Genomic DNA, 22,928 nt, shown 5'->3' with positions numbered 1-22,928 from the left:
GCCGCCGCGGATCTGGGGCGCCGTGGATCTGGGGCGCCTGGACGTGCCAGGTGCGCCGTCGCGGCGGCGCGTGGTACAGGTCGCCGGGTTAGACTCGCGGCCCGGCTGCGGGAAGGAGCGGACACGTGAGCACAGCACCCATACGGTTCGGCATCGTGGGCAGTGGCTGGCGGGCCGAGTTCTTCGCCCGGCTGGCGAGGGCGCTGCCCGAACGGCTGGCGGTGGCAGGCGTGGTGACGCGCTCCGCCGAACGCGCCGCCCAGGTGGAGGCGGGGTGGGGGGTGCCCGCCTTCAGGACGGTTGGCGAACTGTCCCGTAGCGAACCGGAGTTCGTGATCCCGTCGGTGCCGTGGGAGGTCACTCCCCGGGTTGTGAAGGAACTCGTCGAGCGGCAGCTGCCGGTCCTCGCGGAGACACCGCCGGCGCCCGACGTGAACGGGCTTCGGCAGTTGTGGGACGCCGTGGGAGGCGCGACGCGCGCCGGGGGCGGCGGACTCGTCCAGGTCGCGGAGCAGTACACACTGATGCCCGGCCACGCCGCTCGTATCGCTCTCGTACGAGAAGGCGTGATCGGCGAGGTCACGTCCGTCCAGGTGTCCTCGACCCACATGTATCACGCGATGTCGCTGATCCGGCACACGCTGGACGCCGGTTGCGGGCCCGTGACGGTGACGGCCCGGGCGTTCACCGCCCCGCTCGCCGACCCGCTGTCCCCCGGCGGCTGGTCGGACGACCTCACGCCCAAGGACGCCGTCACCACGCTTGCTCTCCTGGACTTCGGCGGGGCCCGCACGGGCCTGTACGACTTCACGGACAACCAGTGGTGGAATCCGCTGCGCGCGCGCCGGATCGTGGTGCGCGGCTCGCTCGGCGAGATCGTGGACGACGCAGTGGTGCGGATGGCCGATCCGCGCACGCCCGTGGAGTCCCCGCTGATGCGTCGCCGTACCGGCACCGACCTCAACCTCGAAGGGGCGGAGGTGCATCACATCTCGTTCGACGGACGGGTGGTGTGGCGCAACGACTATCTGGGCGCGAGCCTGTCCGAGGACGACCTCGCCGTGGTGGACCTGCTGTGCCGTACGGGCGCATGGGTCCGGGACGCCGGCCCGGAACCTTATCCGCTGGCCGAGGGCTGCCAGGACCATCTGCTGGCATTGGCCATCGACGAGTCGGCGCGTACGGGGGCGCCGGTGACGACCGCGGTGGAGGCGTGGGCGGCCCGCTGATCCCGCCGGCCGCCCGGCTCCCCTCCTGCCCGCCCCGATGCCCTGGCCGAGGCCTCGGTCTTCGACGGTGTCCCGCCATGAGTGCCGCGGCGCGTACCCCAGCACCGCACGGGCCCGCCGCACGCTGAGCAGCGTCTCGTGCGTGCCGATCCCGGGGGGGCGGTTTCCCATCGGGGAAGACGGCGGCGAGGAGTTCTGCGGAGGGGCGGTCCATGATCGTGTCGGCTGCGGCGACGGCGTAGCTGGATGCGTTCGTGACGGCGGCGGTCAGCGCGAGCCGGCACGAGGACGGCGCCGTTCGGCTCGGCTTGGACGACTGTGACGTCGCCCCGGCCTTCGGCGGCGATCGGGCGTCCCGTGGGCAGGGCGCAGCTTCCGGCCTGCGCCCTCACCACTCGGCAGCTCTTTTTTTGTCGTACGCACGCGCCGGTCGGCCGCTACCCTGTCGCTCGGGCAGTACCTGAACGACCACACCACGGCGTGGGCGTCGAAGATTGCCGAGTCCGACGGCTTCGTGCTCGTCACCCCGGAGTACAACCACTCCACCACGGGCGCCTTGAAGAACGCGCTTGACCACCTGTACGCGGAGTGGGACGACAAGGCCGCGGGCTTTGCGGGTCAGGGCTCCAGAGGCGGCACCCGTGCCGTGGAGCACCTCCGCCTCCTCGCGAGTGAGTCGCAGATCGCCACGGTGCGTGCGCAGGTCGCGCTGTCCCTTCTGGCGGACTTCGAGAACTACAGCGTTCTTCAAGCCGGGCCCGCATCACCAGCCCACCGTGGAGGCCATGCTCGACCAGGTCGTCGGCTGGTCCAAGGCCCTGCAGCCGCTGCGGGCCTACGCCCGATCAGCCACCGTCCGGCTGTCCTGTCGGCTTGGCCGGCCCGGCGAAGCGTCCTGCCGAAGTGCCGGACGGGCGTCGCGCACACCGGCTCGACGGTCGGGGGCGCCGGCCGGGCGGGCCGGCCGAGCCGGGTGCGGGCGCCGACACCCGGCCACGTTCAGGCGGCCACCGAAGCGGCCCCAGGCGTCGGGCCGATGCCTGGGGTACGACGATGTCGTGACCGGCGTCACCGCGACGATGGCCTCCGGGGTGCGGCGCGAGCAGGTGTGGGTCAGCGGCGCGGTCCTCGGGCGCCCTGCATTCACGTGCATTAGATCATTCGTGTAATGTAAAAATACATGCGCCGGACATGTGGCTCCTTACTGGCACGGGCGCAGCACCGGTTCGCACACGCGGGATGATGCAATGGGCAGCTGCCCACTCATCCACGGCACAATTTCACGAGGAACTCCATGATTCTTGACGGTCCGTTCGCGCGAGTGTCGCCCGCGGAGGCGGCTGAACTGGCGTCGATGGTGAGTGGTCCGGTTCTGTTGCCCGGCGATGAGGGCTTCGAGGCCGAATGCCGGATCTACAATCTGAACGTGCCCCTGGAGCCGGCCCTCGCGGTCGGTGCCGCCGGCGCGGCCGACGTACAGGCGGCGATCTTTTTCGCCGCCCGGCAGGGCCGGCCCGTGACGGTGAAGACCACGGGGCACCAGCAGGTCACGCCTGCCCGGGGCGGGGTGCTGATCAGTACCCGTCGCATGAAGGGCATCGCCATCGACGTCGGCAGACGACGCGCACGCGTCGGGGCCGGCGTGGTCTGGCAGGAGGTGATCGACCAGGCCGCCGCCGTCGGCCTCGCCCCGATGAGCGGATCGGCCCCGCTGGTGGGTGTGGCCGGCTACACCCTCGGGGGTGGACTCAGCCCGGTCTTCGGGCGTAGCCGTGGATACGCGGCAGATTACGTGCGCTCGCTGGACGTGGTCACCGCCGATGCCCAGTTGCGGCATGTCACGGCGGACAGTGATCCCGAACTCTTCTGGTCCCTGCTGGGAGGCAAGGGCAATTTCGGCGTGGTGACCGCGCTGGAGTTCGACCTCTTCCCGCTGACTCATTTCTACGGCGGCGGGATCCACTTCCCCGGCGAACACCTCGCCGATGTGCTGCACGCCTGGCGCACCTGGCAGTCGGACATGCCGGAGGAGATGTCCTCCTCGCTGGCCGTGCAACGGCTGCCCCCGCTGCCCGAGTTGCCGGAGCCGCTGCGGGGGGCGTTCGTGGTGCACGTGCGGTTCGCCCACCTCGGTCCGGTGGCCGAGGGCGAGCGGCTGATCGCACCCTTGCGCGCGGCCGCCCCGGTGCTCGTCGACTCCGTGGGTGAGATGCCCTTCACCGCCATGGGCGCCATCCACATGGATCCGCCGACGCCGATGCCCTACACCGAGCGCACGACGATGTTGCGGGCGTTTCCGGCAGAAGCGGCCGACAAGCTGGTCGAACTGCTCGGTCCCGGGTCGGGATCCCCGCTGGCGAGCGTCGAGATCCGCATGCTCGGCGGCGCACTCGACCGTGAGCCAGCGGTGCCCAACGCCGTCTCCAGCCGAGGGCTTCCCTTCGTGCTTTTCGGTTTCGGCGTGGGCGCCCAGGACCAGGCCGAGTTCCTGAGCGGCAAACTCGACGAGGTGATGAACGCGATGGAGCCCTGGGCGGACAGGCGCAGGATGGTCAACTTCCTCTCCGTCGAGGAGGCCACCGACCCCGAGCGGCTGAGCGAGGTATACGGCGCTGAGCGCTACCGGCGTCTTACTGCCGCGAAGAAGGCATACGACCCGACGAACATGTTCCGGGTGAACCACAACATCCCGCCCGGCTGACGGGGTTCGGCCTTCGCGGCCGGAACCGGTAGCGGGCCATGGCGTCCCGTCGGGCAAGGAGCGTGAGCCCGCACCGCCCGCACCGCCCGTAACGCCCGCACCGCCCGTACCGCCCGCCGACCGCGTCCACCGCGGCCGGCGGGCCCCCGACCACTTCCCCACCGCTCCGCGCGGTGCCGCCCGTTGGGTGAGCAGGAGACGCAATCTCATGACCTGGTCCATCACGGACAAGCCCGAAGTATTTCGATCCGAGGCGGGGGCATTCGTCGCAGCCCGTCCCGACCTGCACACCATGCTGCTGTCCGGACTCGACACGATCGAGCGTCTGCGCTCGGGCGGGACGACGCCGCCGAGCGTGTTGGGGTGGTGGCGCGAGGAGGATGCAGCCGCGACGACAGCCGCCTTCGTGTGGATGCCACCGCATCTGCTGAACGCGAGCCGCCTCTCCGGGGCCGCGGCGACGGATTTGGCGGAACTGCTCTCCACCCAGGCCCACGAAGTCACGCAGCTTCTGTCCGACGACGCGTCGGTCCGGGCCTTCTGCGAGGCATGGCAGACAACCACCGGCCGCGCGCCCCAGAACGGACCGCGCCTTGGCCTGTACCGTCTCGAAGAGCTTGTACGCCCTGACGTCACACCACCTGGGGCACCTCGGGCGGCAACCGACGGTGACCGGGCTCTCCTCCACGACTGGTGCACCCGCTTCGTCGCGGAAGCCGGCTCGCTCGGTGCCGATCTGGACGCGTTCATCGACGAACGGACGAGCCGGGGCGGCTGGCGGTTGTGGACCGTCGGGGGCGAACCGGTGGCCATGGCGGCCATGACGTCGGTGGTGGCCGGTACCGCCCGCGTCACTCCCGTGTACACCCCGCCCGAACATCGCGGCCGGGGCTACGGCTCCGCCGTCACCGCGGCCGTGTCCCTAGCTGCTCAGGACGGCGGGGCGGAACACGTACTTCTCTTCACCGATCTCGCGAACCCGACGAGCAACAGCGTCTACCAGCGCATCGGGTACCGCCCCGTCGCGGACTTCCGCATCGTGATGCCCTGACACCGCCGGAGGTCGGCCGCGGCATCAGCGCGAAGCCGACCGCGCGGACCGCGAGACACCACCCCCTCAGGCCGCTCAGGCCTGGGGCCTGCAGGCAGAGGTGACCCCTATGACGAACACACCAAGCGGAACGGATGCCCCGCTCGCCGCGAGTGCGCCCTCCGGCAAGCGCGCCGCGCAGGACCTGCGGCACCCCGCGTCCATCGCCCGCGTGACCGACAACTTCCGCCAGTACTTGACGGGATGGGGCGTGGCGGACACCGGTGACGGTGATCTCGACCTCTTCCGCAGCGGACTGGCTGCGCCGCAGTTCAACGGGGTGGTCCGAGTCGGCTCCCTCGATGCGGTCCAACAGTTCGCCACCATCGCGCGGGACCGGCTCGCGGGGGTGCCCTGGTGGTGGTGGGTCGGCCCGGACAGCCCCGCGGGCACGTCGTCGGCCCTCGCCCGGCACGGAGCGAAGGAGTTCACCACGATCCCCATCATGGTTGGACCGCTCGACCAGGCCGTGGATCCGGTGGAGCCACCGGCCGGCCTGCGGATCGCGGCGGTGTCCGATCCCGACCGCCTACGGGAACTGGTGCGTACCTACAGCGCCTCCATGGGCCTGGCACCCGGTCTCGAGTCCGATATCGTGCGGATCGAGTCGCGACGTCGGGACAACGCGGACGTCGTCCGCCTGGCGGCGGTTCTCGACGGCCGTGTGGTCGGAACGACCGTGGTGATCGCGGCCCACGGCGTGGCCGGGATCTTCCTCGTCCATGTCGCGGACACGCACCGCCGGGGCGGCGTCGGCTCGGCGTTGACCGCGGCGGCGCTCCGCGTGGCGCGGGACCGCGGTATGCGGAGCGCCGCACTCGCCGCGAGCCCGGCCGGCGAGCCGCTGTACCGGCGCTTCGGTTTCGTCGAGGTCTCGCGGTACCGCCTCTTCACCTTCCCCGCCTGACACTCCAGCGGCGACGCGCTGTCCGGCCCGGTGAGAGGCGCCGTTCCGAGTCAGGGCGGAGATGCTTGGTCTGGGGCGGTCCTGCCGGACTGCCCCTCCAGCGAGTGGAGCCGTCGCGGGTAGTGGCAGTTGCGGGCGCTGCTGCACTGCCCGGGCCGGCTGCCGTCCCGCACGACCCCGTCCACGGTCGCCGTCAGGGCCTCGCGCAGCAGCTCGTGGGCTGGGGCGCCGCCGTGCGGCCGGTCGACCAGCGGCAGGGCGTACCGCTCGCGGTAGCGGTCCATGGCTTGCCAGGTAGAGCCGCTCCTTGCTGCCGAAGGCCGCCTACAGCGAGCCCCGGCCCACGTCCGTGGCGTCGACCGGGTCCTGCACCGATGTCCCCTCGTAGCCCTTGCGGCGGAAGGCGCTCATCGCGGCTTCGACGGCCGTCTCGGTGTCGAACTCCCTCGCGCGTGCCATGACGGGCAGCATACACCGAACAAGAACGAACGGTACAGAGTTAAGGGTGTGCGCCCCAAGGTGAGGCGTAGAACATTTTGACTCATCGTTCCAGATACGGTTCACTGCAGTCTGGCGACGTCTCGCCCGACGCTTCGCAGCGCATCCCGTCGCGCGCCTCTGATGGGCGCGGAACCGTAAGGAACGCACCATGACCGGACAGGCACCATCCACCCGATCCTTCTGGCGTACCCGCGTGGCCGGCGCGGCCGCAGTGGCCGCACTGCTGGCGGGCGGCGGCGCGGGAGCCGCGGCCTGGGCCTCCCCGCCCGCTGCCGCGCAGCACCAGCCGGCGCTCGGCCGCTCCGCGACGAACGCGGCCACCGTGCAGCGATTGGCCGACATCGAGGACATTCGCCAACTGAAGGCGCGCTATTTCCGCTCCATCGACAGCAAGCAATGGACGGAACTGGCCGCGCTCTTCACCCCCTGCCCGACCATCGACGTCAGTGTGAAATACCACAGCGGCAAGGAGCTCGCCGAGAAGACGGCGGCACTGCTCGGTGACGCCCCCACCGCCCACCAGGGCTTCCTGCCGGAGATCACCGTGAACGGCGACCGTGCCACGGGGATCTGGGCGATGGAGGACTACGTGAGTTTCCCAGCCGGCTCGAGCTACAAGAACGGCTTTCACGGTTACGGCGAGTACCACGACACCTATCAGCGGATCCACGGCCACTGGTACATCTCCAGCACCGTGCTGTCCCGGTTCCGGGTGGACACCGTCCCCAACTGGACCCCGGCACCCGAGGCACCGCAGAAGTAGGTGCCCGACGCCCCACCCCACGCCCCTCACCGGGCTTCTCTCCCGCCGGCAACTCCCACAGGAGTGACAACATGAACAACCCCATTGGCGTCGGCATCATCGGCGGCAGTCAGGGAGCTTGGGCCTCCATCAGCCACGTACCCGCCCTCGCGGCACATCCGGACTTCGAACTGCGTGCCGTCAGCACGTCCCGCCGCGCGTCGGCGGAGGCCGCCGCCGAGGAGTTCGGGGTCGAGGCCGCATTCGACCACCACACGGACCTCCTCGCCCACCCTGGGGTGGACGTCGTCGTGATCGCGGTCAAGGTCCCGCACCACCGGGAGCTGATCTCGGCGGCCATCGACGCCGGCAAGACCGTGTACGCCGAGTGGCCCCTCGCGATGGACCTGGCGGAAGCCACCGAACTGACCCGGCGTGCCGCGGCCGCAGGCGTGCGCACCGCTGTCGGCCTGCAGGGCCGCTACCACCCCGAACTCCGCTACGCCCGGAAGCTGATCGCGGACGGCCGGATCGGCCGGGTCATCGGCACCACTCTTGTCGCCTCCGGCATGGTCTGGGGGCCGGAGACCACCGCGGCACGCGCGTACTGGTACGACCGGACGCAAGGCGCCACCCCCCTGACCGGCGCGGCCGTGCACGCCGTGGACGCACTCAACGTCACGCTCGGCGAGTTCGACCACTTGTCGGCCAACCTCGTCCTGGGCCGGACGTCGGTCACGGTGACCGACGACGACAACAAGGTCATACCCGTGACGGCCGCGGACCAGATCTCCCTGGTCGGCACGCTCGACGGCGGAGCTGCGGCCTCGGTCTTCTACCGCGGCGGCACCTCCCGGGGCGACAACTTCCGCTGGGAGATCAACGGTACCGACGGGGACATCGTCCTTACCGCCCCCTGGGGCAACATTCAGATCGCCGACCTGGCGCTCCAGGCCGGTTTCGGGACGGACGCGACTGTTTCCCCGGTCGAGGTGCCCGCCGAGTACGGTGCCGATATCCCCGAAGGCCTCACCGGCCCGGCACGGAACGTCGCCGCCCTGTACACCAACCTGGCCCGCGACCTGCGCGACGGCACGCGTACCGTGCCGGACTTCACTCACGCCCACGCGCGTCACCGGCTCCTGCAGGCCATCGAGAGCGCCTCGGCCGAACGGGCGGGCCAGATTCTCAGCTGACCGGCACGGGCCGGTTCAGCGTGCCTGACGGGGCATCACCCTGTCCGTAATATGTAACGATCGATCAATATTGGGAGTGGGTATGAGAGTGGTAGGGGTATCCCGGTTCGGCGGGCCGGAGGCCCTGCGGGTCTTCGACGTGCCTGTACCGCACGCAGGACCCGGTCAAGTGCGCATCCGGGTGCGCGCCGCGTCGGTGAACCCGGGCGACCGGTATCTGCGCACCGGCGCACTCGGCCCGACCTCGCCGGCGCCGCCGTATGTGCCGGGCATGGAGGCGGCAGGGGTGATCGACGAAATCGGTCCGGGCACCGTCACCGATCTGCGTATCGGGGACCGGGTCATGGCAGTGTCGAACCCGACGCTGCCGGGCGGCGGTGCCTACGCGCAGTACCTGGCCCTGCCCACGCACGCGGTCGCACCCGCTCCTGCCGGGACGACCCACGCCGAGGCGGCGACCCTGCCCATGAACGGCCTGACCGCGCAACTCGCACTCGACCTTGCCGGACTGTCCGCCGGACAGACGCTCGCGGTCACCGGCGCAGCGGGAGTGGTAGGCGGCTTCGTCACCCAGATGGCCCGGGCCGCCGGCTGCGCTGTGGTCGCCGTCGCCGGGCCGGCCGACGAGGAACTGGTGCGGTCGCTGGGGGCAGACATCGTGGTGCCTCGGGGGTCCGGCGTCGCCCAGCGGATCCTCGAAACCGTCCCGGGCGGCGTGGACGGCTTGGTGGACGCCGCTTCCATCGGATCCGCAGCGATGGCCCCGGCCGTCCGCGACGGCGGCGTCATCGTCACGCTGCTCGGTGAAGGTTCCCGAGCGATCCGTCCTGATGAACTGCGCCGTCGTTCCTTGCGGAAATTTCCGGCGTACGTCCCGGAATACATGGGCGACCGAAGCCGGCTGGATGCTCTGCGCTCCCAGGTCGAGGCGGGCAGCCTCACCCTGCGCATCGCCGGCGCCTTCCCCGCCGATCGCGCCGCTGAAGCACACCGCCTGATTGAGGCGGGAGGCGTCCGGGGCCGGATCGTCCTGGAGTTCTGAGCCGCCCCGCAGATCTCCGCTGAAGGAGGACCCCCTCGGCCATGGCTGCACCACCTCCGCTTCCCCCACCGCGGTACTGGGCGCGCTTACGCTCATCGTCGGCACTCGACTGACGGTGTTCCTCGACAGCGCGATCATGGACATTGCGCTGCCCTGCGCCCAGCAGGCACTGCACACTTCAGGGCCGCGCCTGCCCGTCGACCAAGGAACGAGTCCTGGGCCACCGCTGCGACACGGCCCCCAGAGGTGCCGACCCGGCGACCGCTTCCAGGCCGATGCGCTCCCAGCGCCGGCCATAACGGGGCCTGCCCTGATACGACGGACACCACCGAGCCCGCCCTGAACGGCCAGGGGAGCGGCGGGGAGACACTCTTCCTGATGCGTAACGGAGCGCCCTGGCGGCGACGCTCCCCGGACGTGCGGGTCACGTCGTATGAGGCATCGTCCGGGAGGCAGGGCTCCGTCGTTCTCGCGGTTGGCCCGACGTAGCCGGTATGGACCTGATACCCCGACTCGGCCGTGATGGTGATTCGTGATGGACCGGCAGGTACGCGCGCAGGCACGGCTCCCGGTGATCATGGAGTGTCGAGTTCGCTGATCACCACAACGGAAGACCGTGCCTGCTGCGTCAGCATCGCCTATGCCCGCCGGGCTGGGCCAACTCGCCGGTTCCGATCCGGCCCGCTCCGATGAACTGCCCGACCTGCTGGACCGGCTGCGCCGCCTGCCCGACCCGCGCCGCCTGAAGGGCCGGCGCCACCCGCTGTCGTACGTCCTGGCCCTGGCGGCCTGCGCCGTCCTGGCCGGAGCGAAGTCCCTCACCGCCATCGCCGAGTGGGCCGCCGATGCCCCTGACCAGCTCCTCTTCCACTGCGGGGCCACGCTGCGCGATCCGGACCGGCCCTACCGGGCGCCCAGCGAGGCGACCGTGCGCCGGGTACTGCAGCGCATCGACGGCGACGCGCTCGACGCGGCGATCGGCGACTGGCTCACCGCTCGTGCGGACGCCTCCCGTGCCGCCGACAAGGACGAGCACCCGCCGCCCCGCCCGGTGCGGGCGGCCATCGCGGTGGACGGCAAATCCCTGCGCGGCGCCATCCGCACCGACGGCCGCTGCATCCACCTGCTGTCCGCGCTGCGCGGCGACGGCATCGTGCTCGCCCAGCGCGAGGTCGACGCCAAGAGCAATGAGATCACCGCGTTCCGGCCGCTGCTGGACCCGCTGGACCTTACCGGTGCGGTGGTGACCTTCGATGCACTGCTGACCCAGACCGACCACGCGAAGTTCCTGGTCGAGGAGAAGGGCGCGCACTACATCGCCGTACTCAAGGCCAACCACCCGACCCTGCACGCGCTGGTGAAGGATCTTCCCTGGAAGGAGGTGCCGCTGATGGACCGCACCCGCACCGCCGCCCACGGCCGCGACGAGATCCGTCGCCTGAAGGCCGTCACCGTGCCGCGGCTGCCGTTCCCGCACGCCGGCCAGGCGCTGCAGATCGTCCGCCGGCGGCGCACGGTGCGCACCGGGAAGGTGTCCCTCGAACGCGTCTACGCGGTCACCAGCCTGACAGCTCACCAGGCGACAGCCGCTGACCTGGCGGAACGCGTGCGCGGGCACTGGGCCATTGAGAATCGTGAGCACCTTGTCAGGGATGTGACGTTCGGGGAGGATGCCTCGCGGGTGCGGACCGGCAGCGCACCGCGGGCGATGGCCTCCCTGCGGAACCTGGCCATCGGCGCACTCCGCCTGGCGGGGCGGGACAACATCGCCGAGGGCCTGCGCCATCACGGACGGAACATGACCCGGCCGCTGGCGACCCTCGGACTCACGTGATCATTCCCGGCCGATCGCGAGAACGACGGAGCCCTGGTCCGGGAGGCCGGAGCAGTACCCGGGTTTCGGACCACGGGCTCCGGAAATCCGAGGTGCGCGAATAGGGCGATTGCCCGATGTCCCGGAGCACCCGGAAAGCGAATCCTGGCACTCGTGGTCAGCGGCTTCGAACAGCCGGGAACGAACCGAATCGATACGAGGAGCCCGTGTGACGCCTGGCAGATGGAGCAGCAGTGTCTCCGGATTTCCCCCCGGCTTCTGGTGGCTCTGGACCAGCACCTTGGTGAATCGACTGGGTACCTTCGTCTATCCCTTTCTCACGCTTTATCTGACGGTCGACCGCGGCTACTCGGCAGCGGACGCCGGCCTGGTCCTGTCCCTCTACGGATGCGGCGGTGTCGTGGGATCCCTGATGGGCGGGGATCTCACGGACCGTGTTGGGCGACGCGCCACAATGGCCGGAGCCCAACTGGCCACTGCACTGGCCACCGGGGCGATGGGCTTCGTCACCCAGCCCGCCGCCATCGCCGGGATGGCGTTCACGGTCGGGGCGACGGCCAGTGTGTCGCGCCCTGCGGTCGCGGCGATGACGGCCGACCTGATCGCCCCTGAGGACCGGACACGGGCGTTCGCTGTCAACTATTGGGCCATCAACATCGGCTTCGGCCTGTCCGCCGCCGTCGCCGGCTTCATTGCGCGCGAGGGGTATGTCTGGCTCTTCGTCGGCGACGCGGTGACCACACTGCTGTGCGGGGCGGTCATGTGGTTCAAGCTGCCCGAGACACGCCCACAGGTGTCCCAGGACCCACCGTCAGGGGGCCGGCCCGCCCCCCGGACGGGGCTGCGCGAGGTGTTGCGCGACCGGCGTTTCATGTCCCTGACGTTCCTGGCGCTCGGCATCTGGTCGATCTTCTACCAATGTTCGTCCACTCTCCCGGTCGTCATGCACGACAACGGGCTCAGCACCGAGTCGTACGGGCTGGTCGTCGGACTCAACGGCTTGCTCGTCGTACTGCTGCAGATCCCCTTGACACGTCTGATGGAGGGCCGCTCCCAGGCCGCGCAACTTACGTCGAGCGCCGTGCTGGTGGGAGGCGGTTTCGGGCTGACAGCGTTCGCCGGCGGTTCGGCGAGCCTGTACGCGACGACCGTGGTGGTGTGGACGGTGGGGGAGATGTTGTACGCCCCGGCGGCCTCGGCGGCGGTCGCCGAACTCGCGCCCCGTCACGCGCAAGGGCGCTATCAGGGGGTTTTCGCGTTCGCATCGTCGGGCGCCGTCTTCCTCGCACCACTGGTCGGCGGATTCACGCTCGACACCTTGGGTGCCCCTGCGCTCTGGGGCGGGTGCGCCGCGCTGGGCGCCGGTGCTGCCGCGGGCTTTTGGATGCTGCTACGGCAGGGACACCCGGCGCCCCATCTCGTGGTGGGTACCGCGAGCCCGCCATCCACCGGACCCGCTCTCGAACTCACGAACACGGAAAGATGACCATGGCCATCGCACTGATCGAATCACTCAACTTCGGCCTTGGGCACCTCGCCGCAGCCGCTCGCCGGCGGGGCCACGAACTGCTCCTGCTCACCTCCGACCGGTCCCGCTACACCTACGAGCTGTCGGACGAACTCAGTACCGGCGTCGAAGTGATCGACGTCGACACGACGGACGCCGAAAAGATCATCGCGACGTTGAGCGGGATCCAGGACCTTGCCGGTGTGGTGCGGATGGCTGACCGCTGGACCTTGCAGGCACTCGAGACGGCACGCAGGCTCGGTCTGCCCCACCAGGACATCGACGCGGTGACCCTGCTGCGCGACAAGGGCCGCCTGCGCAAGCACCTTCACGACAACGGGTTCTCGCGTGCGGCAGGCGTCGTCTTCGACCCGCACACCGCGAGCGCGGAAGTCCTTGCCGGCCTGCTTCCCTTTCCCTGCGTCATCAAGGACGCGGCGGGAAGCGGAAGCCAGAACGTATGGCTCGCCAGAACACCCGCGGACGTGCCCGCAGTTCTTGCCGCCGCCCGAACCACCGCGCAGATGCACGGCGATGCACTGGTCGCCGAGCCCTACTTCACCGGCCCGATGTACAGCGCCGAGACGTTGACCTGGGGTGGCCGGACCCGGGTCCTGGGAATCTCCAGTCGCGCGTTGTCACCTGAGCCGTACTTCATGGAGCAGGGAGCGAGCTTCCCCGTCGCCTTCCCAGCAGTCACCGAGAGGGTGGTTGCGCAGTGGATCTCCAGCATCCTGTCCTCCGTGGGCTACCGGGACGGCTTCACCCACACAGAGTTCATCGCCACTGCCCATGGTTTCGAGATCGTGGAGATCAATTCCCGCATGGGTGGGGCACTGATCGGGGAGTCCATCCGAAGATCGCTCGGGGTGGACGTGCACGGGGCTCTCCTCGACGTCGCCCTGGGAAGGCGTCCCTCCCTGATGGACGAACCGCTCGACATCAAGCATGGAACCGCGCAGGTGTGCATCTACGCGCCCAGGGCCGGAGTCTTCGCCGGGCTCGACGGCACAGAACTCCTGGACCATCATCCCGGTGATCTGGAACTGTATCCCGTTCGATTTCCCGGAGAGACCATCGCCAGCACGGTGGACCAGCGCGGTGCGATCGCCTTCCTTCTCGCCCGAGGCGCCACCGCTGAACTCGCCTATCACAATGCGGTTTCGGCCGCAGGGAAAATCGGAGTACGCATGGCGTGACTCGACATCGGCAGACTGGGTCACCACGACCGGCGCGTTGTAGACCCATTGCTTGCACCGAAAGGAGAACGATGAGGCATGCCTGCCTGCTCTGGTCCTTGTCATGCCTTTCGGCGAAGCCGAGCAGGACAGCTCGCAGCAGTGCCGCAGCGGTTGTGATGTCCTTGCTGTCGAACGCGGCACGAGGTCTTTGCCTCGAAAGACGGACGAGGCCGCCTCCGCCGCTTCGATCGAATCGAAAAGCCGCACCCTGTCACACGCACCACGCTACGCCACCCCATGGATGCGACGTCGTTTTATGGATATCGCGACGTCGTTTTGTGGATATTTCAACGAACAGTCGATAAAGATAAGTAGACTCCCACCAGGACGTGATCCCCGCGGAGGCCTCCGCCCACCGCTGCTGGGCATCCTGCCGACCCGTATCGACAACCCGGAATCGGCCAGGGCGACGGGCGGGACCGCCCGGCTCACGGTCCGAATGCACGCTCCAGCCCCCGCAGTGCTAGGTAATGGGTGAAATGATGAGACTTGTCCGCCGTAAACAGCGGAAAAACGGCACCTGTTCCGAGCCTGCACAACCGAGTGACAACGGGCGGAGCACCAGTCACCTGGTTCGACTGACCGAAGCCGGCACGCGTATCGGGACGACACTCGACGTCCTGCACACCGCGCAGGAACTGGCCGACTTCACGGTGCCGCTCATCGCTGACTACACCGCCATCGACCTGGCGAAGACAATTCCGCTCGGTGAGGAGCCACAGTTGAAGCTGGGCGGCAACCGGGACGACGAGACGACATTCCACCGGGCCGGCGTGGCGTCCATCCACTCCCACATCCCGGAGAGCATCTGGCTGAAGGAGGAGCCGGTGTTCGTGCCACCCGATTCCCCCTTCATCCAGGTCTACTTCTCCAGGCAGTCCTATCTGGAGCCCGTCCTGGACGTTGCGGCGTGGGCCGTCCACGATCCGGGCCGGGCGGCGAAGATGCGCGAGAACGGTATGCACTCGCTGATGCTGGTGCCCATCCACGCGCGTGGCGTGGTGCTCGGCATCACGATCTTCCTGCGGACCGAGAACCCAGCGCCGTTCAACGCGTCCGACTTGATGCTGGCTGAGAACATCGTGTCGCGGGCCGCACTGTCGCTGGACAACGCGCGTCGCTATACGCGCGAACGGGCGGTAGCGCTGGCGTTGCAGCGCAGTCTGCTGCCGTCGACGCTCGCCGGTGGTTCCGCTGTCGATCTGGCTTCGGAATACCTGCCGGCAGACAGCGAGTCGGGGGTCGGCGGGGACTGGTTCGACGTCATCCCGCTGTCCGGCGCCCGGGTGGCGCTGGTGGTGGGCGATGTCGTCGGCCATGGCATCCAGGCTGCGGCGACCATGGGCCGGCTCCGTACGGCGGTGCAAAGCCTCACGGACATGGAGCTGCCCCCCGACGAACTGCTCACGCACTTGGACCACTTGATCCTCCGTCTGCTGGCAAGCGACGACGTGATGGGGGGTGCCGGGGCCACCTGTCTCTACATCGTCTACGATCCGGTCACGCGCCGCTGCACGATGGCGCGCGCCGGTCACCTACCCCCGGCGATCGTCGACCCCGATGGCCACGTCAGCTACCCCGAGGTACCCGCCGGACCGCCGCTGGGTCTCGGTCCGATCCACACCGTGCCTTACGCCGCCACAGAGCTGACCCTTCCGGAGGGCAGTCTGATCGCTCTGTTCACCGATGGCCTCGTCGAAAGCCGCGACCAGGACATCGACGCCGGCATGGACCGTCTGGCGACCGTTCTCGGGAAACCGAACTACTCCCTCGAACAACTCTGTTCACAGGCTGTAGGCACACTGCCGTCCCGCAGCCAGTCGGACGACGTGGCTCTTCTGCTGGCCCGCACCCAGGTGATCAGCCCGGGCCGAACGGCCTCCTGGGACATCCCCGCCGTCGAGCCCTCCCACGTGCGTGACGCACGCGCCCTTGCACGACGCCAGTTGGACGTATGGGATCTGGGCGAACTCGAGGTGGCGACGGAGCTGGTGGTGAGCGAGATGGTCACCAACGCGATCCTGCACGGCGCCGGGCCGATCCGGCTGAGGCTCATCCACGACGACGTACTCATCTGCGAAGTCGCCGACGGCAGCGGCAGCCTGCCACGCCAGCGGCGAGCCAGAGCCACCGACGAGAACGGCCGAGGTCTCTTCCTCCTCACCCATCTGTGCGACCGCTGGGGCAGCAGATGGACGCCGGAGGGCAAGATCATCTGGGCCGAGCTCGCCCTGCCTCCCCTCCACCACTGACCGGAGCCACGGGCTCGGCAGCGTCCACCGCACACATTCCGGGCGGCGCATCTGTGGGGGGACTCAGTGGTTTGCCGTGACCCATCGGGTGGGAGTCAGCCGTCTGGGCCTGCGTGCCCGCTGCCGCCCGCAGAGACCTGATGAAGGCCCTCGGGTGAGGCGAAGGGGATCTCGCCTGATGCGCCCCGGCCGCCATTGAAAGATCGCCATCGTGACGCAGAAGCTCGGAGCTCCCGCCCCGGTACCCGAAGTACCCCTGGGGCGAGAACGTACCCCGGTCGTCCAAGCGGCCGAGAAAGCCGAATGATCTCATGGACAACACATCCTTCAGCCCGGAGTTCGTGGGTCGGGGTCCCGAGCTGGCGGCACTGGCCGAGATGCTTTCCGACGCAGACGGGGGCCGACCGCAGGCGATTCTCGTCGGGGGTGAGGCCGGAGTGGGCAAGACGAGGCTCGTGGAGGAGTTCATCGTCCGGGCCCGGGCCGCCGGAGCCATGGTGGCGGTGGGCTTCTGCGTCGAGGCCGGGGCCGACGCGCTGCCCTTTGCGCCGTTCTCCATGGTGCTGCGCTCGCTGCAGCGGCAGCACCCCGAGGCGCTTGCCGCTGCCGCCCACGGGCAGGAGGACGAACTCGCCCGGATCCTGCCGGAGCTGGGCCGACCCGCCGAGCGGGCGTACGGCGAGGACGGCACGGCTCGGCTGTTCGAGCTGACGGCCCGGTTGCTGGAGCGCGTGGCGGCGGAGCGCACGGTGGTACTGGTCGTGGAGGACCTGCACCGGGCCGATGCCTCGACGCGCCATCTGCTGGAGTATCTGGTCCGGGTGCCGAGCGGGGGCCGTCTGATGGCGATCGGTACGTACCGCTCCGACGACCTGCCGCGATCACATCCGCTGCGACCGCTGCTGGGCGAACTGGACCGCATACGGTCGGTGCGCCACTTCGAACTGCCCCGTTTCGACCGTGCCGAGGTGGTGCGGCAGTTGGCCGGGATTCTTTCCGTGCCGCCGGAGCCCGGTCTGGTCGAGGAGATCTTCGCGCGGTCCGACGGCAACGCGTTCTTCGTCGAGGAGCTGGCGTCCTCGGTGGGATCGGGTTCCCGGCTGAGCGATTCCCTTCGCGGGCTGCTGCTGGTGCGAGTCGAAGCGCTGCCCGACGACGCCCGAAGGGTGGTCCGCGCAGCGGCGGCCGGCGGCGGTGAATACGCGTTGCTGGCGGCCGTCGCGCGGATGCCGGAGGACGACCTGATCGAGGCGCTGCGCGCGGCGGTGGGGGCCGGTGTCCTGCTCCCTGCCGCGGACGCCGACGGTTACCGGTTCCGGCATTCGCTGGTCCGCGAGGCGGTGGCCGAGGACCTGCTGCCCGGTGAACGCTCACACCTCAACCGCGATTTCGCCGAGGCGTTGGAGGCCGACCCGTCACTGGTCAGAGCCGAGGAGTACGCCTCGCGGCTGGCCGGCCACTGGTACCAGGCGAATGACACGGCCAAGGCACTGCCGGTGATCCTGCGCGCCTCAGTGGAGTCGCGCACGCGATACGCCTACTCCGAACAACTCTGGCTTCTGGAACGCGCCATGGAGCTGTGGCCCACCGCGCCAGAACGGGTGCTCGCCACGCTGAGACCGCGGGACGAGCTGGATGTCAGCCTGACCAGTGATGCCGCCGACGCCGAAAAACCCTTGGGATACCTGGACGTGATGGCGGAGGCAACCGTCGCCGCCCGTCTGGGCGGCCGGCACGAGCGGGCGCTCTCGATCGCCAAGGCAGCGGTAGACCTTCTCCGGACGCAGGATGATCCGCTGAGAACGGCATGGTTCTGGACGCAGCGCTCCCAGCTGGTGCAGGAACTCGTGCAATCCGACGGCTGGACGGAGTTGGTCCGCGCGCGGGATGTGGTGGACGGGCTCCCGCCGACCGCCGTGCACGCGGACGTCCTGGTCAACATCGCCCGGTGGGGTGCGCGGCATCGGCCAGGTGCGGAAAGCCGGGCTGACGCCGACCACGCGGTCGCGTTCTCCCAGCTCGTCGGCTCGGAGTACACCGAGCTGGACGCCCTGCTCACCCGCGGTTGGCTCACGGAGTGCTCGGCCGACGAGGATGGTCTCGCAGACCTGTACGACGTACGTACCCGGGCAGAGAAGCTGGGGGCTGCCGGCATCATCGGCAGGGTCAGCATCATGCTGCCCTCCTGGCTGGAGAGCGTCGGCCGGTCCGAGGAAGCCGTCGCTGCCGCCGAGTACGGCGCGGCCGCCAGCCGTGCCCGCGGCCTGGCGGAGACGGAGGCCTGGGTCCGCTGCAACCAGTCCCTCTCCCTGTTCTCCCTGGGGCGCTGGGAAGCATCCGACCGTGCGGTGGACACGGCGTCCGGACTGGCCCGGTCGCAGAAGGCACGCGGTCTGGTCCGGCTGCGGCAGGCCCACATGGCCCTGATGCGCGGCAACATCGACACCGCGCAGCACCTTCTGACGCTCAGCGGGGACGCCTTCGGCACCCACGATCCGGAACCGCAGCTTCGACTGGGCCCCGTCCAGATCGCCATGGCGGTCGCCGCACGGCAGGGTCGCATCGCCCAGGCCCGCCGGGAATTCACGCAGGGTACGGCGTCCGGGATCCCGCTGGGCATGGAACGCTACGGACTGCCTTTGCTGTGCACCGCCGCGACGATCGAGGCGGACGCCCGGGGACTTCCCCAGGCGGACGAGGGGCGCGGCGCGGTCCTCGCCGCCATCCGCGACCACGACCGCCGACTACCGCCTCTGCACCCCGTCTGGCAGGCGTACCGGCTCCTGCTCCACGCCGAGCTGGCCCGGGCCGAGAGAAACACCGACCCGGACCAGTGGTCGGAGGTGGCCGAAGCGTTCGAACCGCTGAAGCGTCCCTACGAACTCGCGGTGGCCCGGTGCGGCCAGGCCGCGGCGCTGCTCGCCGCGCGCACCCGTCGTACGCAGGCGGCGGAACTGATCGCTGAGGCGCACGACACGGCGGTAGGCCTCGGCGCACGACTGCTCGTCGGGGACATCGAACTGCTCGCGGGGCACTCGGGCCTTGGTCTGCCGGCCACCCCGACCGCCACCGAGCGCACCAAGGTCGTCGGGGTCGATGACCACCTGCGTTCGCTGGGCCTGACTCCCAGGGAGGAAGAGGTGTTGCGGCTGGTCGCCGCCGGATACAGCAATCGGCGGATCGCTGCCGAGTTGTACATCTCACCCAAGACCGCGAGCGCGCACGTCTCGAGCATTCTCGGCAAGTTGGGCGTCTCGGGGCGGACCGAAGCCGCGGCAATGGCCCACCGCAACCGTCTCTTCCCGGACTGACGCCGTCGGCGGACCATCGGCCCGCGCCGGGACGGCCGGTGGTCACATACGGGTACCCGGGCCGAGCGGATATTGGGCATCTGCCCGATGCTCCGGATCGTCCCAGAGGGCAGGCTTGGCCGTGCTTCCCAGCGGGTGCGATGAGGCTCCCGCTGAGAACACCGAGGCGCCGAGCGCCCGCAGTGAGCGCTCGGGCGGGTCAGGATTCTATATCGAACGGTCGGTATGGAATATTGCTCGCGAGGTTCGTGGAGACGGCCGCCCTCTCGGTGGAGCTGTACGGGTTCGACGACCGCCGACACCGACGTTCTTCGACGTCCAGGGCGCGGCGGAGGTCATGCAGGCTCCTTTTTCAGGTATTCCAGCACCGATCAGACTCGGAGATTCTCATGGCAGCGGCGAGTGGCCCCTATGCGGACACGCGCGACATGTACATGGCGCACGCGATGTTTCGACGCGAGTTCTCTCTCATGCCCGGACTGGTTCGCGACGTCGCCGTCGGGGACCTGGGGCGTGTGCAGATCGTTGCGGCTCACATCGAACTCGTGGAGACCGTTCTGCATCACCACCACGATGCGGAGGACAAGCACCTGTGGCCGAAATTGCAGGCCCGCGAACCTGCGGCGGCCACCGAAATCGTTCATGTGATGGAAGAGCAACACGCGGAGATCGGCCGGATGGACGCGGACATCACCAACGCGATGGCCGCCTGGCGCGAGCACGCCGACGCCGACTCCCGCAGCGCTCTGGCTGATGCTCTTGACCGCATGCTTCTGCAGGTCGTCGGGCACACCGCCCTCGAAGAGGAGAGGGTCCTCCCTCTTGTGGAGGAGTGCGTCACCGCGGCGGAGTGGCAGTTGATGATCAAGGAAGGAGGTGCTGACACGCCTCCGGAGACCCTGCCGCTGGTATTCGGCATGATGATGTACGAAGCCGACCCGGAACTCATCATGGACATCGTTTCCAGCATGCCGCCGGACCGCGGTCCGCTGATCGAAAAGATCGCCTCGCAGGCATTCGCGGACCATTCCGAGCGTATTCACGGAACTTCCACTCCGCCACGCAGTACGGCCCTGTAGGGATTGCGCCGGTTCGACCTCAAGGGGCCTCCGTCCATCACGCCGGACGGACCCGGTCCCGATGAAATCAAGAAGAGGGGAAAGCAATGAGTATGGTCAGGGCGCAGGAGCCCACCCGAAACGACGGCCCGTCCCGGGAGGAACTGGTGGCTCGGGCGGTCGCATTGCAGCCGCTGCTGCGCGAACACGCTGCGAAGAACGAGGCGCGCCGACGGTTGACCGACGAGGTGAGCACGGCGCTGATCGAAGCAGGGCTGTTCCGGTTGCTGACGCCGAAGAGGCTCGGCGGCTACGAAGCGGGCCTGCGCACAGTCCTTGAAGTCACCGAGGCCCTCGGTGAGGCGGACGGATCGACGTCCTGGCTGATATCGGTGGGGTCGGTGGCCGGCTGGGTCACCGGACTGGCGTCCGCCCAGGCGCAGGACGACGTGTTCGGGGCGGACCCCGACGCGCGGATCGCCGGCGGCAGCGCGCCGGCCCCGGCCCGCCGGGTCGAGGGCGGTCTGCGGGTGAGCGGTCGCTGGGCCTACTCTTCCGGCTCCCACAACGCGACATGGGCGTCGTTGGGCGCGCTGATCGTGGATGAGGACGGCGGCGTGGTGGACGCCGTGCTCTGTATCGCGCCGGCATCGGAGGTGACGCTGGAGGACACCTGGCACACCGTCGGCATGCGTGGCACAGGAAGCAACACCTGGGTCGCCGAGGATGTCTTCGTACCCGATCACCGGGTCATCTCCATGGGGGCGATGGCAGAAGGCGTCATGCCTGTCCCGACCGGTGAGGCGATGTACCGGCTGCCGTTCGTCCCGCTGGCAACGGTGCCCCTGGTCGGCCCGCTGCTCGGCATGGGCCGAGCGGCTCTGGACCTCGTCGTCGAGACCGCGCCGACCAGGGGCATGCACCACACGTTCTTCACCAAGCAGAGCGACTCGGTGGGCGTCCAGATCCAGATCGCCGAAGCGGCCCTGAAGCTCAAGACCGCCCGCCTGCACGCGTACGCCATCGCCGACGGCCTGGACGCCGCATCCGCCCGCGGCGAACAGAGCGACTACTCCGCCCGCGCGGAGATCCGCGCGCAACTGGGCTACGCCGCCCAGCAGGTGCTCGAGGCGATCACCATTCTCGTGAACGTCCATGGCGCCGGCAGCTTCGCCGAGGCCAGCCGGATGCAGCACTACTGGCGTGACGCCAACACCGCGGCGCGGCATGCCGGACTCAATGCCGCCATCGGCTACGAGGTTCTCGGCAAGGCGCTCCTGGGGGTGGAGGAGCGGATCAGCCCGGTGATCTGACGCGACACGACATCCGTCCGGCTCCGGCAGTCCCGGGGTCGGGCGGATGTCGTGTCGGGGCTTTCCGGCCCGGACGGAATCCGGTCGGGCCTCGCCAACCTCCCGGCGCACCCCGGCGCTTGCTCCGCGATCCGCCGGCCGGCACCGACCGGACGAAGCCCACGACGCGCCGGCTGGCAGGTCCGATTCCGTCAGCCAGGACGTGAGTCCTTTCCCACCTGCCCTCAATCCTGGGGCGGTAAGGGCAGAGGCGAGCAGCACGGCGGCGATGGGACCGGCTGGACCTCCTTGCTGTGTCCGCAGGGTCGCGAAGCCGGAATCCGACCGGAACCGGCAGCCGCCCAGCGAGGGCGGCCACCGGCTGATGGAGAGTTCCCCCGCGGTCGCGCGGGAGAGGGTCAACGCTGCTCCCACTGCTCCTTGGTGATCTCGTACCGCACGCCCCCGTGCTCGGAACCCTCGACCATCTCCATATCGGGAGGAGTGGGGAGGGTGCCCGCGAGCCTCATCGCGAGCTTTTCCATGACGTTGCGCGAACCGCGGTTCACGGCCATCGTCTCAGCCCAGACCATGCGCACTCCGAGCCCGGTGAACCCCTTGTGCAGCAGAGCCTGCGACACTTCGGTGGCGTAACCCCTGCCCCAGGACGCCTGTCGCAGCCGGTAGCCGAGTTCGGCCTCCTCCCGCGGGCCGTCCGGCTCGGGACGCAGGCAGAACCAGCCGATGAACGCACCACCGTCCTTCTCGTACGCGGCGAACAGGCCGAGATCGCCGTCCCACTTCTCGTAGCCGGCGATGATGTACGGCAGGTGGCTTTCGCGGATGATCTCCGGGGCGGTCGCCTCGCCCCCGGTCAGGTAGCGCATCACCGCCGGATCGCTGTCCAGTTCGATCAGCAGGTCCGCGTCGTCGGCCGTGAAACGGCGCAGGGCCAGGCGTTCGGTCTTCAGATAGGTGTCCACGCCGTGGATCGTGCCCGAGGCGGGCAGGGCCGTTCAACGGCT

General features: G+C 69.3%; 18 protein-coding genes. 15 read left to right on the top strand and 3 right to left on the bottom strand.

Annotation, left to right across the window (positions count from 1 at the left end; translation table 11 throughout):
• Positions 1-125: 125 nt before the first annotated feature.
• From RV983_RS01455 to RV983_RS01435, 5 genes are all read left to right on the top strand, one after another.
• Positions 126-1,229 (top strand): Gfo/Idh/MocA family protein, encoded by a 1,104-nt coding sequence (locus RV983_RS01455; RefSeq protein WP_475983913.1) that lies wholly within the window; start codon positions 126-128, stop codon positions 1,227-1,229.
• Positions 1,230-1,743: 514 nt separating this feature from the next.
• On the top strand, positions 1,744-2,385 hold the full coding sequence (locus tag RV983_RS01450) for an NADPH-dependent FMN reductase (protein ID WP_475983912.1): 642 nt from the start codon (positions 1,744-1,746) through the stop codon (positions 2,383-2,385).
• A gap of 270 nt (positions 2,386-2,655) precedes the next feature.
• Positions 2,656-3,930, top strand: a complete 1,275-nt coding sequence (locus RV983_RS01445; RefSeq protein WP_475983911.1) for an FAD-binding oxidoreductase — start codon at positions 2,656-2,658, stop codon at positions 3,928-3,930.
• Positions 3,931-4,138: 208 nt separating this feature from the next.
• Positions 4,139-4,981: a GNAT family N-acetyltransferase gene (locus RV983_RS01440; protein WP_475983910.1), complete on the top strand. Its 843-nt coding sequence runs from the start codon at positions 4,139-4,141 to the stop codon at positions 4,979-4,981.
• A gap of 109 nt (positions 4,982-5,090) precedes the next feature.
• Entirely contained in the window at positions 5,091-5,927 is an 837-nt protein-coding gene (locus RV983_RS01435; protein ID WP_475983909.1) for a GNAT family N-acetyltransferase, read from the top strand.
• A gap of 50 nt (positions 5,928-5,977) precedes the next feature.
• On the opposite strand, the gene RV983_RS01430 is transcribed toward RV983_RS01435, so the two are convergent.
• Together RV983_RS01430 and RV983_RS01425 are read right to left on the bottom strand one after the other, a co-directional pair.
• Positions 5,978-6,211, bottom strand: coding sequence for a hypothetical protein (locus RV983_RS01430; RefSeq protein WP_475983908.1), 234 nt, complete (start codon positions 6,209-6,211; stop codon positions 5,978-5,980).
• 40 nt (positions 6,212-6,251) lie between these two features.
• Positions 6,252-6,386, bottom strand: a complete 135-nt coding sequence (locus RV983_RS01425) for a hypothetical protein (protein WP_475983907.1) — start codon at positions 6,384-6,386, stop codon at positions 6,252-6,254.
• 190 nt (positions 6,387-6,576) lie between these two features.
• Here RV983_RS01425 and RV983_RS01420 point away from each other — a divergent pair, with 190 nt between their 5' ends.
• The 10 genes from RV983_RS01420 (at position 6,577) to RV983_RS01375 (ending at position 21,924) form a co-directional block, all read left to right on the top strand.
• Positions 6,577-7,191 carry a nuclear transport factor 2 family protein gene (locus RV983_RS01420; RefSeq protein WP_475983906.1) on the top strand — a complete coding sequence of 205 codons (615 nt, stop codon included), beginning with the start codon at positions 6,577-6,579 and terminating at the stop codon, positions 7,189-7,191.
• A 71-nt stretch (positions 7,192-7,262) separates the two neighbouring features.
• Positions 7,263-8,366, top strand: coding sequence for a Gfo/Idh/MocA family protein (locus RV983_RS01415; RefSeq protein WP_475983905.1), 1,104 nt, complete (start codon positions 7,263-7,265; stop codon positions 8,364-8,366).
• Positions 8,367-8,535: 169 nt separating this feature from the next.
• The gene (locus tag RV983_RS01410; RefSeq protein WP_475983904.1) at positions 8,536-9,408 is read left to right on the top strand and encodes an NADP-dependent oxidoreductase; all 873 of its coding nucleotides are present in this window, start codon (positions 8,536-8,538) and stop codon (positions 9,406-9,408) included.
• 640 nt (positions 9,409-10,048) lie between these two features.
• A complete protein-coding gene (locus RV983_RS01405) occupies positions 10,049-11,242 on the top strand; it encodes an ISAs1 family transposase (protein ID WP_475983903.1) in 1,194 nt (397 codons plus the stop codon).
• Between the two features lie 208 nt (positions 11,243-11,450).
• Complete coding sequence (locus RV983_RS01400) at positions 11,451-12,728, top strand: MDR family MFS transporter (RefSeq protein WP_475990191.1); 1,278 nt, start codon at positions 11,451-11,453, stop codon at positions 12,726-12,728.
• 2 nt (positions 12,729-12,730) lie between these two features.
• Positions 12,731-13,948, top strand: coding sequence for an ATP-grasp domain-containing protein (locus RV983_RS01395; RefSeq protein ID WP_475983902.1), 1,218 nt, complete (start codon positions 12,731-12,733; stop codon positions 13,946-13,948).
• Positions 13,949-14,469: 521 nt separating this feature from the next.
• A complete protein-coding gene (locus RV983_RS01390; protein WP_475983901.1) occupies positions 14,470-16,242 on the top strand; it encodes an ATP-binding SpoIIE family protein phosphatase in 1,773 nt (590 codons plus the stop codon).
• 311 nt (positions 16,243-16,553) lie between these two features.
• The gene (locus RV983_RS01385; protein ID WP_475983900.1) at positions 16,554-19,553 is read left to right on the top strand and encodes a helix-turn-helix transcriptional regulator; all 3,000 of its coding nucleotides are present in this window, start codon (positions 16,554-16,556) and stop codon (positions 19,551-19,553) included.
• A 389-nt stretch (positions 19,554-19,942) separates the two neighbouring features.
• Positions 19,943-20,632 carry a hemerythrin domain-containing protein gene (locus RV983_RS01380; protein ID WP_475983899.1) on the top strand — a complete coding sequence of 230 codons (690 nt, stop codon included), beginning with the start codon at positions 19,943-19,945 and terminating at the stop codon, positions 20,630-20,632.
• Between the two features lie 86 nt (positions 20,633-20,718).
• Positions 20,719-21,924, top strand: a complete 1,206-nt coding sequence (locus RV983_RS01375; protein WP_475983898.1) for an acyl-CoA dehydrogenase family protein — start codon at positions 20,719-20,721, stop codon at positions 21,922-21,924.
• Between the two features lie 398 nt (positions 21,925-22,322).
• Here RV983_RS01375 and RV983_RS01370 read toward each other — a convergent pair whose 3' ends face one another.
• Positions 22,323-22,886: a GNAT family N-acetyltransferase gene (locus RV983_RS01370; protein WP_475983897.1), complete on the bottom strand. Its 564-nt coding sequence runs from the start codon at positions 22,884-22,886 to the stop codon at positions 22,323-22,325.
• Between the last annotated feature and the right edge of the window lie 42 nt (positions 22,887-22,928).

This window comes from Streptomyces sp. RLA123, from assembly GCF_056270165.1.
The sequence above is the reverse complement of the archived record's forward strand: the minus strand, read 5'-3'. Positions and strand labels throughout refer to the sequence as shown.

Coding starts and splice junctions, on each gene's coding strand:
- RV983_RS01395 (WP_475983902.1), top strand. CDS start 12,731: ATGGCCATCGCACTGATCGAATCACTCAACTTCGGCCTTGGGCACCTC.
- RV983_RS01380 (WP_475983899.1), top strand. CDS start 19,943: ATGGCAGCGGCGAGTGGCCCCTATGCGGACACGCGCGACATGTACATG.
- RV983_RS01385 (WP_475983900.1), top strand. CDS start 16,554: ATGGACAACACATCCTTCAGCCCGGAGTTCGTGGGTCGGGGTCCCGAG.
- RV983_RS01375 (WP_475983898.1), top strand. CDS start 20,719: ATGAGTATGGTCAGGGCGCAGGAGCCCACCCGAAACGACGGCCCGTCC.
- RV983_RS01435 (WP_475983909.1), top strand. CDS start 5,091: ATGACGAACACACCAAGCGGAACGGATGCCCCGCTCGCCGCGAGTGCG.
- RV983_RS01415 (WP_475983905.1), top strand. CDS start 7,263: ATGAACAACCCCATTGGCGTCGGCATCATCGGCGGCAGTCAGGGAGCT.
- RV983_RS01440 (WP_475983910.1), top strand. CDS start 4,139: ATGACCTGGTCCATCACGGACAAGCCCGAAGTATTTCGATCCGAGGCG.
- RV983_RS01405 (WP_475983903.1), top strand. CDS start 10,049: ATGCCCGCCGGGCTGGGCCAACTCGCCGGTTCCGATCCGGCCCGCTCC.
- RV983_RS01430 (WP_475983908.1), bottom strand. CDS start 6,211: ATGGACCGCTACCGCGAGCGGTACGCCCTGCCGCTGGTCGACCGGCCG.
- RV983_RS01390 (WP_475983901.1), top strand. CDS start 14,470: ATGATGAGACTTGTCCGCCGTAAACAGCGGAAAAACGGCACCTGTTCC.
- RV983_RS01420 (WP_475983906.1), top strand. CDS start 6,577: ATGACCGGACAGGCACCATCCACCCGATCCTTCTGGCGTACCCGCGTG.
- RV983_RS01425 (WP_475983907.1), bottom strand. CDS start 6,386: ATGGCACGCGCGAGGGAGTTCGACACCGAGACGGCCGTCGAAGCCGCG.